Annotated in this window: 16 protein-coding genes; 5 read left to right on the forward strand and 11 right to left on the reverse strand. The window is 73.2% G+C overall.

The annotated features are described in order from the left end of the window. Window positions 1–413 precede the first annotated feature (413 nt). Genes ACFWGZ_RS30185 through ACFWGZ_RS30215 form a run of 7 tightly spaced genes read right to left on the reverse strand, consistent with a single transcriptional unit; the run spans window position 414 to window position 6,761 of the window. Window positions 414–800 (reverse strand): ATP-binding protein, encoded by a 387-nt coding sequence (locus tag ACFWGZ_RS30185; protein WP_382454973.1) that lies wholly within the window; start codon window positions 798–800, stop codon window positions 414–416. After that, entirely contained in the window at window positions 797–2,344 is a 1,548-nt protein-coding gene (locus tag ACFWGZ_RS30190; RefSeq protein WP_382454974.1) for a SpoIIE family protein phosphatase, read from the reverse strand. The genes ACFWGZ_RS30185 and ACFWGZ_RS30190 overlap by 4 nt, the downstream gene beginning before the upstream one ends. Next, window positions 2,341–4,071, reverse strand: coding sequence for an ATP-binding protein (locus tag ACFWGZ_RS30195; protein ID WP_382454975.1), 1,731 nt, complete (start codon window positions 4,069–4,071; stop codon window positions 2,341–2,343). Before ACFWGZ_RS30195 ends, ACFWGZ_RS30190 begins: the two co-directional genes overlap by 4 nt. After that, window positions 4,068–5,096 carry an ATP-binding protein gene (locus tag ACFWGZ_RS30200; RefSeq protein ID WP_382454976.1) on the reverse strand — a complete coding sequence of 343 codons (1,029 nt, stop codon included), beginning with the start codon at window positions 5,094–5,096 and terminating at the stop codon, window positions 4,068–4,070. Before ACFWGZ_RS30200 ends, ACFWGZ_RS30195 begins: the two co-directional genes overlap by 4 nt. Then, window positions 5,093–5,506, reverse strand: a complete 414-nt coding sequence (locus ACFWGZ_RS30205; protein WP_382454977.1) for an ATP-binding protein — start codon at window positions 5,504–5,506, stop codon at window positions 5,093–5,095. The genes ACFWGZ_RS30200 and ACFWGZ_RS30205 overlap by 4 nt, the downstream gene beginning before the upstream one ends. Then, window positions 5,506–5,910, reverse strand: a complete 405-nt coding sequence (locus ACFWGZ_RS30210) for an STAS domain-containing protein (protein WP_382454978.1) — start codon at window positions 5,908–5,910, stop codon at window positions 5,506–5,508. The genes ACFWGZ_RS30205 and ACFWGZ_RS30210 overlap by 1 nt, the downstream gene beginning before the upstream one ends. Continuing rightward, complete coding sequence (locus ACFWGZ_RS30215) at window positions 5,910–6,761, reverse strand: STAS domain-containing protein (RefSeq protein ID WP_382454979.1); 852 nt, start codon at window positions 6,759–6,761, stop codon at window positions 5,910–5,912. Before ACFWGZ_RS30215 ends, ACFWGZ_RS30210 begins: the two co-directional genes overlap by 1 nt. A gap of 174 nt (window positions 6,762–6,935) precedes the next feature. On the opposite strand from ACFWGZ_RS30215, the gene ACFWGZ_RS30220 reads away from it, so the two are divergent. Next, window positions 6,936–7,304, forward strand: a complete 369-nt coding sequence (locus tag ACFWGZ_RS30220; protein ID WP_382454980.1) for an ATP-binding protein — start codon at window positions 6,936–6,938, stop codon at window positions 7,302–7,304. 6 nt (window positions 7,305–7,310) lie between these two features. Here ACFWGZ_RS30220 and ACFWGZ_RS30225 read toward each other — a convergent pair whose 3' ends face one another. Then, the gene (locus tag ACFWGZ_RS30225; protein WP_382454981.1) at window positions 7,311–7,703 is read right to left on the reverse strand and encodes an STAS domain-containing protein; all 393 of its coding nucleotides are present in this window, start codon (window positions 7,701–7,703) and stop codon (window positions 7,311–7,313) included. A 187-nt stretch (window positions 7,704–7,890) separates the two neighbouring features. Between ACFWGZ_RS30225 and ACFWGZ_RS30230 the strand changes: the two genes are divergently transcribed. Then, complete coding sequence (locus tag ACFWGZ_RS30230) at window positions 7,891–8,037, forward strand: hypothetical protein (RefSeq protein WP_382454982.1); 147 nt, start codon at window positions 7,891–7,893, stop codon at window positions 8,035–8,037. Here the strand turns inward: ACFWGZ_RS30230 and ACFWGZ_RS30235 are convergent. From ACFWGZ_RS30235 to ACFWGZ_RS30245, 3 genes are all read right to left on the reverse strand, one after another. Next, window positions 8,034–9,947, reverse strand: a complete 1,914-nt coding sequence (locus ACFWGZ_RS30235; protein ID WP_382454983.1) for a GH36-type glycosyl hydrolase domain-containing protein — start codon at window positions 9,945–9,947, stop codon at window positions 8,034–8,036. The two genes, ACFWGZ_RS30230 and ACFWGZ_RS30235, sit on opposite strands and share 4 nt — an antisense overlap. A 151-nt stretch (window positions 9,948–10,098) precedes the next feature. After that, window positions 10,099–12,462, reverse strand: a complete 2,364-nt coding sequence (locus ACFWGZ_RS30240) for a VIT domain-containing protein (RefSeq protein ID WP_382454984.1) — start codon at window positions 12,460–12,462, stop codon at window positions 10,099–10,101. After that, window positions 12,459–13,025: a MerR family transcriptional regulator gene (locus ACFWGZ_RS30245; protein ID WP_382454985.1), complete on the reverse strand. Its 567-nt coding sequence runs from the start codon at window positions 13,023–13,025 to the stop codon at window positions 12,459–12,461. Before ACFWGZ_RS30245 ends, ACFWGZ_RS30240 begins: the two co-directional genes overlap by 4 nt. A gap of 134 nt (window positions 13,026–13,159) precedes the next feature. On the opposite strand from ACFWGZ_RS30245, the gene ACFWGZ_RS30250 reads away from it, so the two are divergent. From ACFWGZ_RS30250 to ACFWGZ_RS30260, 3 genes are all read left to right on the forward strand, one after another. Continuing rightward, window positions 13,160–14,242, forward strand: coding sequence for a hypothetical protein (locus ACFWGZ_RS30250; RefSeq protein WP_382454986.1), 1,083 nt, complete (start codon window positions 13,160–13,162; stop codon window positions 14,240–14,242). Continuing rightward, window positions 14,236–14,616 carry a GNAT family N-acetyltransferase gene (locus ACFWGZ_RS30255; protein ID WP_382454987.1) on the forward strand — a complete coding sequence of 127 codons (381 nt, stop codon included), beginning with the start codon at window positions 14,236–14,238 and terminating at the stop codon, window positions 14,614–14,616. Before ACFWGZ_RS30250 ends, ACFWGZ_RS30255 begins: the two co-directional genes overlap by 7 nt. A 225-nt stretch (window positions 14,617–14,841) precedes the next feature. After that, a complete protein-coding gene (locus tag ACFWGZ_RS30260) occupies window positions 14,842–15,969 on the forward strand; it encodes a BMP family protein (RefSeq protein ID WP_382454988.1) in 1,128 nt (375 codons plus the stop codon). Window positions 15,970–15,973 lie beyond the last annotated feature (4 nt).

Genomic DNA, 15,973 nt, shown 5'->3' on the forward strand with positions numbered 1-15,973 from the left:
GGCGAGGGGACGGCTCAGCCCGAAGGAACGACTCCGGGCGAGGGGACGGCTCAGCCCGAAGGAACGACTCCGGGCGAGGGGACGGCTCAGCCCGAGGGGACGACTCGGCCCGAGGGAATGACTCGGGGTGAGGGGACTATTAGGGGCGGGAGACGACTCGGGGCGAGGGCGGTGGCACCGGACTAGGCCTCCCCTCAGTACGAGCGCGCCCCTCAACGCGAATGCGCCGGTCCAACAGGAACGCGCCGGCCCAACGCGATCGCGCCCTCAACGCGAACGCGCCCCTCCATGCGAGCGCGCCCCTCCATGCGATCACCTCGGCCCGCAGCAATCACCGCACCCCCCACCCTGAGGCCCAACCCCAAAGCCCCCGCTAGAGCCCCCGCCAAAGCCGCCAGAGCCCCAAAACAACCTCACCCCGTGCAGTCCACCACCGCGAACACCGTCTTCCCGTCCCCCACCACCCGGCACCCCCACTCCCGCGAGATCCGGTCCACCACCACGATCCCCCGCCCCCGGTTCTCCCCCAGCCGGGACCGCCCGTACACCGGCTCGACCGGCGACGAATCGTGCACCTCCACCACCACGAGGCAGGGTGCGAGCGTGTGGAAGACCCGCAGGCGCCCGGTCCGGGACGGCGTGTGGTCCAGCACGTTGGAGACGAGTTCGGTCACCACGAGCTGCACGTCGTACAGGTGGTCCTCGCCCACGGAGGACAGGGCGGTGGTCAGGTCGCGGCGCAGGCGGGAGATCGACGTGCCCGGTGCCACCGGCAGGTCCACGACCGGGGTGGTGCTCACGGGAGCCGTCGCAGCAGGACCAGGGCGATGTCGTCCTGCTTGCCCTGGCCCAGTTCGGCCAGGAGGCGGTCGGCCAGCTCGTCCATGTCGTCGGTGTGGGAGACGGCCGCGCGGAGTTTCTCCATGCCCTCGTCGAGGTCTACGCCGGGGCGTTCCACCAGGCCGTCGGTGGTCAGCAGGACCGTGGTGCCCGGCGGCAGCGGGAGGGAGGTGGCTTCCGGGCGGTCCAGGCCGATGCCGAGCAGCGGGCCCTTGACCGGGGCGTAGGAGGCGCCGGTGGCGTCGGCCAGCAGGGGTGGCACGTGGCCCGCGTTCGCCACGGAGACCGTGCCCGCCTCCAGGTCGACCAGGAGCAGGCACATGGTCGTCAGGCCGCCGGTCGGGTGGAAGCGTTGCAGCAGGACGTCGACCCTGCGCAGGATCTCGGCCGGGCGGTGGCCCTCGACGGCGTAGGCGCGCAGGGTGTGGCGGACCTCGGCCATGATCGTCGCTGCCTCGATCGAGTGGCCGCACACGTCGCCGATGGCGATCAGGACCTGGCCGTCCAGCTCGATCACGTCGTAGAAGTCGCCGCCGATCTCGGCGTTGCTCTGGGCCGGGACGTAGCGGGCGGTCATCGGGAGCCCGGGGTGCTGGGGCAGGTCGCGCGGCAGGAGGCTGCGTTGCAGGGTCAGGGCCAGGGAGTGCTCCTCGGCGAACGTGTGCAGGCCCTCGGCCGCCAGCGCGGTCGCCTGGGCGAGCTGGGACAGCAGGTTGCGGTCGTCCTCGCCGAGGACGGACTCGGGCGCCACCGCGATGCAGATCGGCGAGCGGCGCAGCTTCGTGCGGGCCAGCGCCGCGACGACGGGGGCGCCGGGCTGCCACGCGTCGCCCTCGACGACCGTCACGCCCACGCCGGGGTTCGCAGCCGCGAGCCACCGTTCGACCGCGGGGTCGTCCGGGCGCGATGAGGAGCCCGCCGAGGCCACGCACACGGCACCGGACGGAGTGCCCAGCGCGGCGGTCGCCGGGGTGTCGAGCATGTCGGCCGCGCCGATCGCCGCGGCTTGCACCAGGGACTCGAACGTCGTCGCGGCGTTCAGCGCGAGGGTGGCGGTGGTGAGGCGGGTGAGGCGGGCGGCGAGGTGTTCGGCCAGGGCGCGGGCGCGGTGGTAGCGCAGGGCGGCCTCGACGTTGGCCAGCAGCTCGCCGGGGTCGACGGGTTCGGTCAGGTAGGCGTCGGCGCCGCGGGTGAGGCCGGTGACCTTGTCCTCCGGCTCGATGTAGGTCGCCGAGAGCATCACGACGGGGACGGAGCTGGTGCGCGGGTCGGCCTTGATCCGCTCGGTGACGTCGTAGCCGCTCATGTCGGGCAGGTGCACGTCGAGCAGGACGAGGTCGAACGTCTGGCCCTCCAGCGCGGTCAGCGCCTCGGCGGCCGTGGTCGCCTCGACGACCACGTGGCCGTTGCGGCGCAGCCAGCTGGACGCGATGAACCGGCTGGCTTCCAGGTCGTCCACCACGAGGACCCTGGCCGGTCCGCCACCCATCGCCGTCGGGTTCATCGGGCCTCCGTTCTGCGCGCGGTGAGCTGGGCGTCGCGGACCGAGCGGCTCACCGACTCGGGGGAGATCGCCGTCTCCGGCAGCAGGGCGGCGCCGAGGCCGTGCACGCTGCGGGCGAGGCCCGCGGGGTCGTCGCCGCCCACGATCACGACCGGTACCGTCTTCAACCTGGGGTCCAGGCGCAGCACCGACAGCACGGCGCTGCCGCTCATCAGGGGCGCGTCCGCGGCCACCAGCACGAGGTCGGGCTGCCGGGTCTTCGCGAGGTTGAGCGCGCTGCGGCCGTCGCCGGTCTCGACGACGTCGACGGCGATGCCCGCCAGCGCCTCGCGCAGCCGCGCGCGGACCTCCTCGTCGCCGTCCGCGATCAGCGCGCACGCCACGGGCGCGGGCTGGGCGAGCTCGTCCTCCCCGGTCGGCAGGGTCAGCACGACCTCCGTGCCGACGGCGGGGGTGCTGCTCAGCGTCAGCGCGCCGCCGAGGATCTCCGCGAGCTTGCGGGCGTAGGACAGGCCCAGGCCGGTGCCGCTCGCGCCCACCTGCAGCGCGTTCGGGACCTGGTAGAACTCCTCGAAGACCTTGCCCTGCTCGTCCGGCGGGATGCCGATGCCGGTGTCGGTGACGACGAACCGGACCTCGTCCGGTCCCGGTCCCTGCTCGGCGGTGAAGCGGATCTCGCCGTGCTTGGTGAACTTGACGGCGTTCGACAGCACGTTGCGCAGGATCCGCACGAGCATCGTCTCGTCGGTCACCAGCGGTGGCAGCTCGGGCAGCTCGTCCACGACCAGCCGGACGTCGCCGGAGCGCAGCAGCGGCAGCACGGACGACCGCAGCTGCGTGACCACGTAGTCGAGCGCCACGGGCGCCCGGCGCGGCTGAAGGCTGCCCGCTTCGGCCTTGGCGGTGTCGAGCAGCTCGTTCACCAGGGCGAGCAGTGTGGCGGCGGAGGAGTTGATCAGGTCGACGTGGTGGCGCTGGTCGTCGGTCATCGGGTCGCCGCCGGGTGTGCTGAGCAGGCGCGTCAGGCCGACGACGGAGTTGATCGGCGCGCGCAGCTCGTGGCTGATGTTGGACCAGAACCGGATGCGCGCGGCGGCCGCCTCCCTCAGCTCGGCCGACTTCGCGTCCAGCTCCGCGTAGAGGGCGACCACGCCCTGGTTCGTCTGCTCCAGCTCGTCGGACAGCTCCTGGTAGAGCGCCACGACACCGCGGTTGGTCTCCTCCAGCTCGGCGTTGAGCCGTTCCAGCTCCGCGCTCTTGGCCTCCAGGTTCTCGAGGGTCTCCAGCAGCTCCTGGTTCTGGGCCCGCAGCTCGTCGAGCGCGGTGGCGCCCGCGGTCTCGCGCAGCTCCCGCAGCAGGCCCTCGTCGACGGAGACCGACGCGTGCACGTTCTTCACGAGCGTCACGCCCGTCGGCGTCAGGACGAGCTCGTCCATCAACCGGCGCGCGGTGTCCCAGCCGGGGCCGCCGCCGGTCACGCCCAGGGTGTGCCACGCCAGCTCGACCAGCAGAGCGGGCCCCGGCGCCCGCCGCAGCGAGAAGACCGCGGTCGCCGAGACGTCCTGCCGCACCAGCTCCCGGCCGACGTCGCTCAGCGCCGTCGCGACCCGGATCTGGTTCTGCCCGTCGAGCCCGACCGCGGCCGCGACCTGCCGCCCGCGCTGGCGGAGCAGGAACACGTCGCGTTCGTCGCCGATCGGCAGGCGCAGCAGCTCGGTCTCGGTCATGCCGGTCTGGCCACCAGGACGCTCGCGTCGTCGTTGCGGACCCCGGCTTCGCGCAGCAGCGTCGTCGCGATCAGCACGGGCTGGTCGAGGACCAGGTCGCCGCCGAAGTCGACGCCCCAGCGCTCGGTGAGGCCGTCGGAGTGCAGCACGACCACGGCCCGGTCGGGCAGCGCGTAGTCGTACGCCCGGATCGTGCGGGCCTGGTGGCCCGCCACGCCGGGGACCGAGATCATGCCCTGCTTGCGGCCGTCGGCGAGGACCGCGCCGGCGATGTTGCCGAGCCCGCAGTAGCGCACGGTCCGGGCGGCGAGGTCGATGTCGGCGACCGCCACGGCTCCACCGCGGGTGCCCCGCAGCGCCTGGTGCAGGCGTGTGACGAGCTGGTCGGCGGGCATCGGGGCCAGCTCGCGGAACAGCCGCACCGCCGCGTCGGACGCGGCCGCGGCCAGGGGCCCGTGCCCGGAGCCGTCGCACATCATCAGCACCAGCCGGTCGGCGCTGCGGCAGAACGCGTAGGCGTCGCCGCAGACCTCCTCGCCGGTGATGGGCCTCGTGATGCCGGCCGCGCTGTCCTCACCCCACTCGGGTGCCCAGTCCGGCTTCGGCCCGAACCGGGCCACCAGCGCGGTGCCGGAGCCGGGGCGCGAGGTCATCGAGCACGACGAGGCGAGCCGGCGCACCGCGCCGAGCCCGACGCCGAGCGTGCCGGTGGTGGACTGCCCGTCCTGCCACGCGAGCGCGACGTCGCGGATGCCGGGCCCGCGGTCCACCGCGACGATCTCGACGGCCGCGTCGTCCTCGCCGCGCACCGAGCGGATCAGCACGACGCCCTGCCGGGCGTGCTTGTGCAGGTTGGTGCCGATCTCGGTGACCGCCAGACCGATCTCCGCCGTGCGGGTCGCCCCGAACCCGAGCCGTTCGGCGAGCGCCGTGGCCGTGCGGCGGATCCGGCCGACCTGGGCGGTCTCCTCGACGGGCAGCCACGCCTCGTCGCGCACCAGCGGCAGGCACGTCGCGGTCGTCATCTCTTCCACTTGACCACCGTCACGACGGTGCCGCGGCCGACCTCGGTGTCGAGGTCGAACTGGTCGACCAGCCGCTTGGCGCCGCTCAGCCCGAGGCCGAGCCCGCTGCCGCTGCTCCAGCCGTCGGCGAGCGCCAGCGCGAGGTCGGGGATGCCCGGACCCTCGTCGTGGAACGACGCCCGCACGCCGGCGCGGCGGCCGTCGCTCACCTCCTCGACGCGGGCGAAGCCCCCGCCGCCGTAGATGAGCGTGTTGCGGGCGAGCTCGCTGGCCGCGGTGACCAGCTTGGTCTGGTCGACCAGCGACAGCTTGGTCTGCTGCGCGTAGGTGCGCACGAGCTGGCGGACGCGGACGACGTCGTCGTCGCCGCTGATCGGCAGCTCCTCCGGCCCTCCGGACCGGGGCGGCATCAGGCGTCCTGCGCGAACTCGCCGGGGTGCGTCAGCACACCCCGGCGCTGCCGTCCGAGCTGCCCGAGGATCTTCATGCCGCGTTCGAGGTCGAGTGCCGTGCGCACGCCGCCCAGCGTGAGGCCCAGCTCGACCAGCGTGATCGCCACGGCGGGACGCATGCCCACCACGACCGTGTCGGCGTCGAACAGCCGGGAGATGGACGCGATCGTCGCGAACATCCGCCCGATGAACGAGTCGACGATCTCCACGGCGGAGATGTCGATGACGACGCCGTGGGCGCCCGTCGCGCTGATCTTCTCGGCCAGGTCCTCCTGCAGTGCGAGCACGCTCTGGTCCTGCAGGTCGATCTGGATGGAGACCAGCAGGACCCCGCCGATCTTCAGGATCGGGACGCGTTCCATCAGCCGACCTCGCGCCGCACGACGTCGACGCCCTCACGGCGCAGCGCGTGCCTCAGGGCGTCGGCGAGCGAGGCCTTGGTGACGATGTCGCCGAACTCGATGCCCAGCGCCACGATCGTCTGCGCGATCTGCGGGCGGATGCCGGACACGATGCACTCCGCGCCCATCAGCCTGGCCGCGACCACGGTCTTGAGCAGGTGCTGCGCGACCTGGGTGTCGACGGCGAAGACACCGGTGATGTCGATGATCGCGTGCTCGGAGCCGGTCTCGACCAGCATCTCGAGCAGCTTCTCCATGACCACCTGGGTGCGGGCGGAGTCGAGCGTGCCGACCAGCGGCACCGCGAGCACGCCCTCCCAGATCTTGACCACCGGCGTGGTCAGCTCCAGCAGCTGCTCGGACTGCTCGCGGATGATGTCCTCGCGGGCGCGCGAGTAGGACTCGAACGTCAGCAGCCCGAGCGCGTCGAGCAGGCCGGAGAACCCGAGGACCTCGCGGAAGAGCTCCGGGTCGGTGTCGCCCTCGGTGAGCTCGAAGACCTGCTGCTTGAGCGAGAACAGGCTCGACGCGGTCTCCGACGGCGTGAAGCCCGCACGGACCCGTGAGCGCGAGTACTCGTCGAGCAGCGACCGGACCTCGGCGAACTCGGGCGCGGAGGTGTCCGTGCCGTCGTGGCCGACGAGCGGCAGCACGGCGTCGAAGAGCTCCCGGAAGTCGGTCTCGAGCTCCGCCTTCGTCGCCCGTCCGCGCAGCAGGGCCGCGACCACGCCCACCCACTTGTCGATCAAGGGCTCCGCGTTCGTCCGCAACAGCTCGGCCAAACGCCGGGCATGCCCTGCATCTGCAGTCACTCAGGCCTCCTCAGGCGGATCAGTACCCACGAACAGTAGCCGTGCTCCGCCGGAAGACCCGACAGGTGGTTGCCGCGTTTAGCCACTTCGCGCAGGAGGTACGTTCTCCCAGCACACCAGTGACAGAAAGGCACCTTCTTGGCCGTCGGAGGCGAGCCCCCTGATACCCCGCTCGTGCTGGAGCTGAACCACGATGTGGTCGACATCGCGGAGGTCCGCCGGTGGGCCGGTTCCGCGTTGCCGCAGCTGCACGAGGACGACCTGCTCGACGTCCAGCTGATCGTGACCGAGCTGGTCTCGAACGTCTACGACCACGGGGAGTTCCCCGCACGCCTGCGGCTGCACCGGCCGCCGGACGACGGCGTGCGCATCGAGGTGGAGGACGCCTCCCCGATCCCGCCGGTGCTCAAGCCGTCGTCACCGCACTCCGCGCGGGGGCGCGGTCTCGTGCTGGTCGACCAGCTGGCGCGGGAGTGGGGCGTGGCGGAGCAGACGCCCGGCAAGTCCGTCTGGGCGGTCGTGCCCTGCACGGGCGGTGCGTGAGAGGGGTCACCGCCGCCTGGGCGGCGGTACGGCCTTCAGCGCGGTGAACGCCTCCGCCTGGCTCGGGAAGAGCGCGAGCAGCGCGTCGACACCGGAGATCGCGAGCGGCATCAGCACCGTCCGCGCGCCCGCGACGATCGCGAGCGGCACCGCGGAGGCCTCGGCCTGCTGCCACACGGCGGCGAGCATGTTGACGCCGGCGGACCCGAAGAAGGTGACGGCGTTCAGGTCGACCACGACACCGGCGGGCAGCCCGCGCACGGCGTCGAGCGCCTGGAGAAGAGGTGAATCCGGGGTCATCCGGTCGACCTCGCCCACGACGGTCACGAGGGTGATCCCGTCGTGGTCGCTCGTGTGGGCGGTCAGGACCTGCACCGCTCCGTTGGACTGCTGGCTCACAGGCCCGCTCCCCTCGGCACACCGTGCGAAGCGCCGACACCAGCCGCTGCCCAACCCGGAGAACCTGTTGATGACCTCACATGAAATGAATCGGCGTTCAGAAACTCCTCCCACGCTATGCCCCTTCGGGGTGAGGCACAACCACGGGGTGGTGCATGTCTTCGCCCGTACGGGGTAACCGCACGTCATGACCGATCCGGTGAACCCCGAGGCCCCGCACTCCCCCGGCACGCCCGACCTGAACGACGTGGAGGAACCGCGCGTCCCGCAGGAGGCGCCCGCCAAGCAGGTGATCAACGACGAGGGCCCGCACGGCCAGGAACCGCCGGACTAGAGCCCGACGCCGCGCAGTTTGAGGTAGGCGAGCAACGGCTGGGAGTGGCTGTGCAGGTTGGCGACGGGGTACGCCTGCATCGCCAGGCCCGCCTCGGGCAGAGCCCAGGTGCTGCCGGGACGTTCGCTCTCCGGCGCGAGGTAGCAGTCGGGCCCGGACAGCGTTCCCGACCAGATCGACGGATAGGCGGTGGTGTGCGCGTGCAGGGTCATGCGCCGCCACTCGTCCCACGCCAGGTCCGGGTCGTGCTTCGCGGCCGCCCAGACCAGCGTCGCGTTCACCGAGAACCACACTTGTCCTTGCGCGCCAGGGGGAACCGGCCAGCGGTGGCGGGCGCCCAGCGGTGAGCCGGCCCGGCAGGTCTCGTCGATCGTGGTGAGCAACGCCCGCGCCTGCTCCGGGGTCGCGGCGCCGCAGAGGATCGCCCACGGCTGCACTTCCAGCCACAGGTCCTCCTCGCCCACCACGCCGCCGCCGGGGGCGTGGGCCCGGCGGAACCACCGGCCGTTCCACTCCCCCGCCACGCGGTCGCGCAGGTCCGCCGCCCGTGCGCGGGCCTCGGCGGCGGTGGTCTCGTCGCCGAGCTGGTCCGCCAGGGTCGCGTAGACCGGCAGGACCCAGGCGGCCATCGCCGAGTTCAGCACGGACTCGCCGCGCGCGACCATGAGCTCTCCGTCCACTCCGGACTCGGTGACGGCGAGGTCGTTCCAGTCGGCGTTCAGGATGCGCACGTGACCGTTCTCGCCCACGCCCACCTCGTCGGCGAAGAAGCGGAACTGGCGCCGCAGGTTCTCCGCCAGCGCGACGGGCTCGGCGCCGTGGCACGGGTGGTACGGCACCGGTTCGGCGAACGCGGCCAGGTCGCCGGTGGCCGCGGCGTACTCGGCCGCGAGCCAGAGCGCCCACAGGTTCTGGTCGGACGGGCGGAAGTGCGCCGTCCAGGGCTGCTTGCGGCCGTCGAGCGCGTACGGCAGGTCGCCGTCGGGACTGCCCCAGGCGCAGGTGTTGCGCAGCACCGAGAGCGCGAGGTCCGGTTCGAGGTGGACGAGCGGGAGGGCGTGCTGCAGCGGGTCGCGCGCGGCGCCGTTGAAACCGTGCCGGAACGAGTAGGCGGAGCCCTGGTTCAGCGTGTGGCCGCCGAGCACGCCGTCGGCGCAGGCCCCGCCGGTGAGCAGGGCCGCGTGCCACGGGATCTCGGTGGCCGCCTCGGGGGCGTGGGCGACGGAGGCGGACGGGAGGCGCCTCCTCACCGCGTCGAGGCTGTGGTCGTAGGTCGCCGGGTCGGCCGTGCCGTCGAGGAACCCGAACCGGAACCACAGCGTCGCCCGGCCTCCCGGCGGCAGGTCCAGCGGCGCGGAGACGACGAGCGGGCCACCGGTGGTCCCGACCCGCTCGCCGCCGCACTCCTCCAGCGCCACCACGGGGGTGCTGGGCGCGTCGGTGTCGCGGGCGGGCCCGAACTCCAAGTCCACCAGGCGGTGCCGGACCACCCACTCCTCGCTCCACGCGCCGCGCAGCGCGTCCCCGGAGTCGTTGACCACGTCGACCCTGATCAGCACCCACGGCACCGCGCCCTCGGGGCACAGCACCGTCCGCCGGGCCCCGGTGTCCTCATCGGACACCGAGAGCCGGTAGAAGGTCGGGCCGATGAGCGGCATCGCGTCCTCGGTGGACAACGCGCCCATGCGGCCGATGCCGGTGTTCTCGGCGATCCAGCGGGAGTCGACGTGCTCGTCCCACACGCCGACGAGCCCGTCGGAGCCGACCGCGAGCGTGAGGCGGCGGTTGCCGACGTGCACCCGGTGCCGGGTCGACGGCGGGTCGAGGACCGGGTCCCACGGCCGGGGGCCCGCCCGGTAGGAGAACGCGGGCAGGCCCTCGGCTGTCGTCCACTCCCCGAACGCGCTCACGGGAGAAGCGTCGCGGCATCTCCCGCGCGGCACCAGGTCCGTTCAGCGCCAGACTCAGTGCCGCGCCAGGCCGTTCAGCGGCAGAACCGTCCAGCACCAAGCCGCTCAGCGCCACGCCGTTCAGCACCAGAACTGTCCAGCGCCAGACCACTCAGCGCCAGAACCTCTTGCGCCGTTCCGGCGCCGCGGGCTCCCCGGCGAACTCCGCCAGCACCTTCCGGGCGCGCGCCCACAGCTCGTCGACGTCGCCGCCCGCGGTGATGTCCCGCACGAGCCCGTGCAGGGCGTCGTAGCCCTGGCCCTGCCGGCCGGCGACGAGGATGCCGAGCCTGCTGGCGAGGTCGGCGAGCAGGTCGCGGCGCTCCCACGCGGGCCGGGCGGCCGCCTCGTCCAGGCGGCGCACCTCGACCGCCGCGATCGCGCGCAGCTCCGCCGGATCGCCGGCGGCCGGGGCGGGTGCGGAGGGACGCATCCACGTCGGCGCCGGACCCGGCATGCCACCCGCGCGTCCCGCGGACTGCGGCGCGGGCGGGGGCGACGGTGCGCCCACCGCGTCGTGCGCCCCGCCGAAGCGCGACCTCGCCATGCCACCGGGTGCGAAGCCGCCCGGAGCGAGCCCGCCCGCCGCGCCGATCACGGGTGCGGCGGCCATCGGGGCGCCGGCGAAGATCGGTGCGGCGAACTCCCAGCCGGAGGGCTGCTCGACCGGCTGCACCACGCGGTGCACCTCGCCGTCGGACACCACCCGGTCGTCGACCGCGACGAACGCCGTGAAGCGGCACAGCACGCCGTGCTCCAGCGAGATCCGCACGATCTCCTGCTCCACCGCGCGGTCACCGGTCGCGTACCGGTCCTCCAGGTCGCGCAGCGCGGCACGGGCCCACTGCGCGCGCACGGCGGGCTCGGCGTGCCGGTGCACGACCAGGCTCTCCTGCCACTCGGCGCCGTCCCTGCTGCGGCCGCGCACCGCGACCGTCTCGGGCACCGCGCCGCTGTACCGGCCGAACGCCACCAGCGGCACGCCGGGGTAGATCGCCGCCGGCTGCTTCGGCAGGTCCGATCCGGGTGTCACGACCACGTCGGTGACCAGCGGGGCACCGATCCGGCGCTGGATGTGCGCCATCGCCTCGTCGAGCCGGTCCTCGCTCTCGACGAGCTCGCACCGGCCGGCGCCGGCGGCGGCCAGCCTGCCGAGGAAGCCCGCGTTGACGGCGGTGTCGATGCCGACGGTGTGCACCCTCGTGCGGTTCACCAGCGGTGCGATGTCGCGCAGGATCTGGTCCTCGTTGCCGACCTGCCCGTCCGTGACCAGCACGAGGACGGGGTCGCGCTCCTCGGGCGCCCGCGCGAGCAGGGTCAGGCCCTCGCGGATCGGCTCGAACATCTCGGTGCCGCCGCGCGCGTGGACCTTCGCCAGGTGCTCGACGGCGCGGAAGCGGTGCCGGTCGGTGCCCGCCACCAGCCCATCGCCGAGGTCGGGGCGGTCCACCCGGTCGTCGAAGGTGAGCACCGAGAACGAGTCGTCCGAGGTCAGCGTGTCGACGATGCGGGCGGCGGCACGGCGGGCCGCGACCATCTTCCAGCCGGACATGCTGCCGGAGCGGTCGAGCAGCAGCACGACGTCGCGCGGGCGCACCGGGGCGTCGAGGTCCGGCGGCAGCACGGTGACCTGGTAGGTGCCGCCGTCGCCGTTCTCGTCGGGCACGCACACGGCCGCGGAGCTCGCGCCCGCGTAGGCCAGGCGCAGCACGAAGTCGCGGTCGACCCGCTCCCCCGGAGCGACCGTGACCGAGTTCCCCTCGGTCCGCACGGTGTGCAGGCTCGACCGGACCTCGCCGAGCTCCAGGCCGGCCGGGTCGATCTCCACGCCGATCGTGAGACGCACGGGGTTCGGGAAGCCGGGCAGCAGCACCGGCGGCGTGATGCGGGAGGCGTCCGGCACCACGTCCGTGTCGTCGGCGTGCCCGTCGCCGACCGGCGGTCCCTCGAGCGGCGTGCCCGGGATGTACCGCGGGGCCACGACCAGCGGGAACCGGAACGTGGCCGCGCCGTCCTCGAACACCAGCGGGCCGACGAGGGTCAGCTCGACGGCGACGTGCTCGCCCGGCTGGACGTTGCCGACGCGCATGGTGAAGACGTCGGGCCGTTCCTCCTCGACGATCGACGCCCTCCGGCCGGCGGCGATCGCGTCGTCGTAGGCCTGCCGCGCGGCGCCGCGTTCCTGCAGCTCGGCCTCGACCGTGCGGTCGGCGGCCGTCATCTTCATGCCGGTGACGGCGGCGCGGTCGGGCAGCGGGAAGACGTAGGTGGCCTCGAGGGCCGTGTCGTGGGTGTTCACGAACCCGGTCGTCAGCACGGTCCTGCCGACGAGACCGGTCACCGCCGCGCGGACGTCGAGGCGTTCCAGGGGCAGGTTGCCGCGTTCGGTCTTCAACGCGCCGATGCCCGCGTCCTCGGTCGTCCAGCCGATGCGGTCCCCCTCGGCGGCCTTCATCGGGGCGACGGAGATGGTCATGACGGTTCCCTTTCGTTCGTGAGCAGCCCACGGGCGGCGAGCAGGTCGAGCAGCGGCTGCGCGGCGGCCGCGATGTCCGCCACGTCGGTGGCGGTGGGCGTGCCCGGCACCAGCACGACGGCGCCCCCGCCGAGCGCGACGCCGTGCAGCGCGACCGCGGGTTCGCCCGTCCTCGGCGCCGGCGCCGCGACGGGCTCGGCCCAGAAGCGCGGCCGCACCGGCTGCGGCGACGGAGCGTCACCGGGGTCGAGCAGGTCCTCCGGCACGCGGGCGAGGGCGGCGAGCGTCGTGTCGTCGGCGCCCGCGAGCTCGGCCTGGACGCCGGCGAGCGTCCTGCCCTGCGCCTGCAGCCGCTTCACGGCCACGAGCTGGAGCAGGTGGCGCCGCTCGTACAACGCGGTCCGCCCGCGCATCGCCGACGGTCTGTCCACCAGGCCCGTCGTCGCGTACCAGCGGACGGCCCGCCGGTCGGGAACGTCCCGGACCCGCCCGTTGGGCGCGCCGGGGTACTCCGCCGCCAGCGCGGCGGAGACGCGGTCCAGCAACTCGTCGAGCGTCCACACCCCTCGATACTGACACTGCAACCGTGACAGTGTCAACGTCTTCGGGCGATGACCTTCACGCGCCGTAGCGGAGGTAGTGTTCCGCCGGGTTCCGCGTGCCCCCTGCACATCCACCCTGAGGACGGAGAGCACGAGTGACCACGGACGAGGTCGGCCAGATCACCGGCCACGACGCCGCTTTGACCCGCTTGAAGACGCACAAGGAGCGCGTCCTGTACGCGCTGGAGCACCTGCCGCGCGGCTGCACCGTGGAAGACGTGCGCCGCTGGCTGAGCAAGCAGGGCCAGCTCGTCCCCAGCAGGTCCCACGCCGCGCCGATCGTGAACGACTGGCGCGCCCGCAACGGCGTCACCGACACCTCGGGCCACGTCCTGCTGACGCCGGAGCTGCTGGCGAAGCTCGACGAGGTGGACAGGGGCGTGGCCGCGAAGGCGGCGCCGGTCGCCGTCGAGGCGCCCACCGTGGTCCTGAAGCCCGTCGGCGCGCCCCCGGTCGACGTCCCTGCGCGGGAAGCCGTTCCGGACGAGGCCCCGGCTCCCGCCGACGCGCCCAAGCCCCACGGCGCGGCCGGCTTCTACGCCGTCGCCCTGCTGAGCATCGGCGTCAGCGTCGACACCTCGTGGCGGTTCTTCGAGCAGCGCCTCGGCATCTCCGACACCTGGGAGCGGGTGGCGCTGTTCTCCGTCATGGAGGCGGCACTGGTCGCGTGCGGCTGGGCGATGCGCGGCGGCGTGCGGCAGAACGGCCGCCCCGGTCCCGCCCGGCTCGTGGCGTGGGCGCTGACGGCGTTCGCCGCGTTCGCCGCCCTGAGCCTGTCCGGCCCGGTCGCCGGCACCGCCCGCGTGCTGCTCGGGCCGGTGCTCGGCCTGGTGATGCTGCACCTCGCGCTCGGCATCGAGATCCGCGCCGCCCGCCGGCGCACGACCACGTGGGCGCGCGTCGGCCGTGAGCTGCGCGAACGCCTGCTCTCGCTGCTCGGGCTCGGCGACGACCACCGCGACGCCCTGGCCCGCACCCGCGACCGGGCGGCGTTGCGCGCCGCCAAGCTCGCGATCGCGAGCAGGTGGACCCCGTGGCGCAAGGCCCGCCTGCGCAAGGCGCTGCACGCCTCGCACGTCGCGCACGACCCCGCCCAGCGCGACCGGATGCTGCGCGAGCTCGGTGTGCTCCAGCACGCCGACAAGCTCGCCGAGACCACTCAGCCCGCGCCGTGGTGACACCGGCCTTCACCTCCGACGCAGCCCTGGTGCCGCAGATCGCGGAGCTGGTGAACCGGGTCTGCGCCGAGGCCGAGAAGGGCCTGTGGGCGAGCGGCAGCCGGACCAGCGAGGCCGAGGTCGCGGACCTCGTCCGGGCCGGGGAGATCGCTGTCGTCACCTCCGGCGCACGCGTCGTCGGCGCCGTGCGGGTCCACCGGCTCGAGGACGGCCTGGGCGAGTTCGGCATGCTGGTCGCCGCCCCGCAGGACCGCGGAACGGGCATCGGCCGGGACCTGGTGGCGTTCGCCGAGAACTGGACGCGCGAGCAGGGCCTGCCGCGCATGCAGCTCGAGCTGCTGGTGCCGCAGGGCTGGGAGCACCCGGTCAGGTAGTTCCTGCGCGGCTGGTACACCCGCATCGGCTACCGGGTGGTCCGCAAGGCGGACTTCGCCGCCGACCACCCGGCACTCGTGCCCCGCCTCGCCTGCCCGTGCGACTTCCTCGTCTTCCACAAGGACCTCGATCCCAGTGGTTGAACGCTTGACCGGTCCGGGAGCGGCTCGGGGTACGGTCCGCTCCTCAAGCCGAGCAAGAGGAGATCGACCGTGCGCCGTCGTCTGCGTGGCACCGCTGTTGCCGCGATCGCGTTGACCCTGGCGGTGAGCGCCTGCGCCAAGGACTCCGGTGGGGGCACCACCGGGTCGACCAACGCCGCCGGTGGCGGGTGCGAGTTCGCGACGCCGCCGACCGCCCCCGCCACGTCGAGCACGAGCGCCGCGAACGGCGAGCGGGTCGACGGCAGCGCGTTGAAGATCGGGCTGGCCTACGACATCGGCGGCCGCGGCGACGCGTCGTTCAACGACCTCGCCGCCGCCGGGTTCGACCAGGCGATCAAGGACATGGGCGTCAAGAAGGAGAACACCCGCGAGCTCTCCGCCGCCCCGAACGAGGACGAGACGGCGAAGCAGACCCGGCTGCGCCAGCTCGCGTCCGAGGGCTTCAACCCGATCGTCGGCGTCGGCTTCGCCTACACCGAGTCGCTGAAGGTCGTGGCGCCGGAGTTCCCGAACGTCAAGTTCGGCCTGGTCGACTCGGCGGTCGAGGGCGCGGCCAACGTGACGCCGCTCGTCTTCGCCGAGCAGGAGGGCGCGTTCCTCGCGGGCGTCGTCGCCGCCTACCAGAGCAAGAAGTGCCACGTGGGCTTCGTCGGCGGCGTGGACATCCCGCTGATCCAGAAGTTCGAGGCGGGCTACGCGCAGGGCGCGAAGACCGCGGCGCCGAAGGTCCAGGTCGACAAGAAGTACATCACCCCGGCCGGCGACTTCACCGGGTTCCAGGACCCGCCCAAGGGCCAGGAGGCCGCGAAGGGCCTGATCGACAAGGGCGCGGACGTCGTCTACCCGGCGGCGGGCGCTTCGGGCCTCGGCGTGTTCGCCGCCGTGAAGCAGGCGGGCGTGCTGGCGATCGGCTGCGACGCCGACCAGTACAACCAGCCGGCGGTCGCGGCCAACAAGGACGTCATCGTCGCGTCCAGCCTCAAGCGCGTCGACGTGGCCGTGTACGACTTCTTCCGCGCTGCCGCGAAGAACGACCTCTCGTCGCTGCCGAAGGTGTTCGACCTCAAGTCCGACGGCGTCGGGTACGCGACGTCCGGCGGCAAGGTGGACGCGAAGCTGCAGGGCATCCTCGAGGGCTACAAGGCGCAGATCATCGAGGGCAAGATCAAGGTCGCCGACAAGGTCTAGAACC

The organism is Lentzea sp. NPDC060358, assembly GCF_042725365.1.
GTDB lineage: Bacteria > Actinomycetota > Actinomycetes > Mycobacteriales > Pseudonocardiaceae > Lentzea.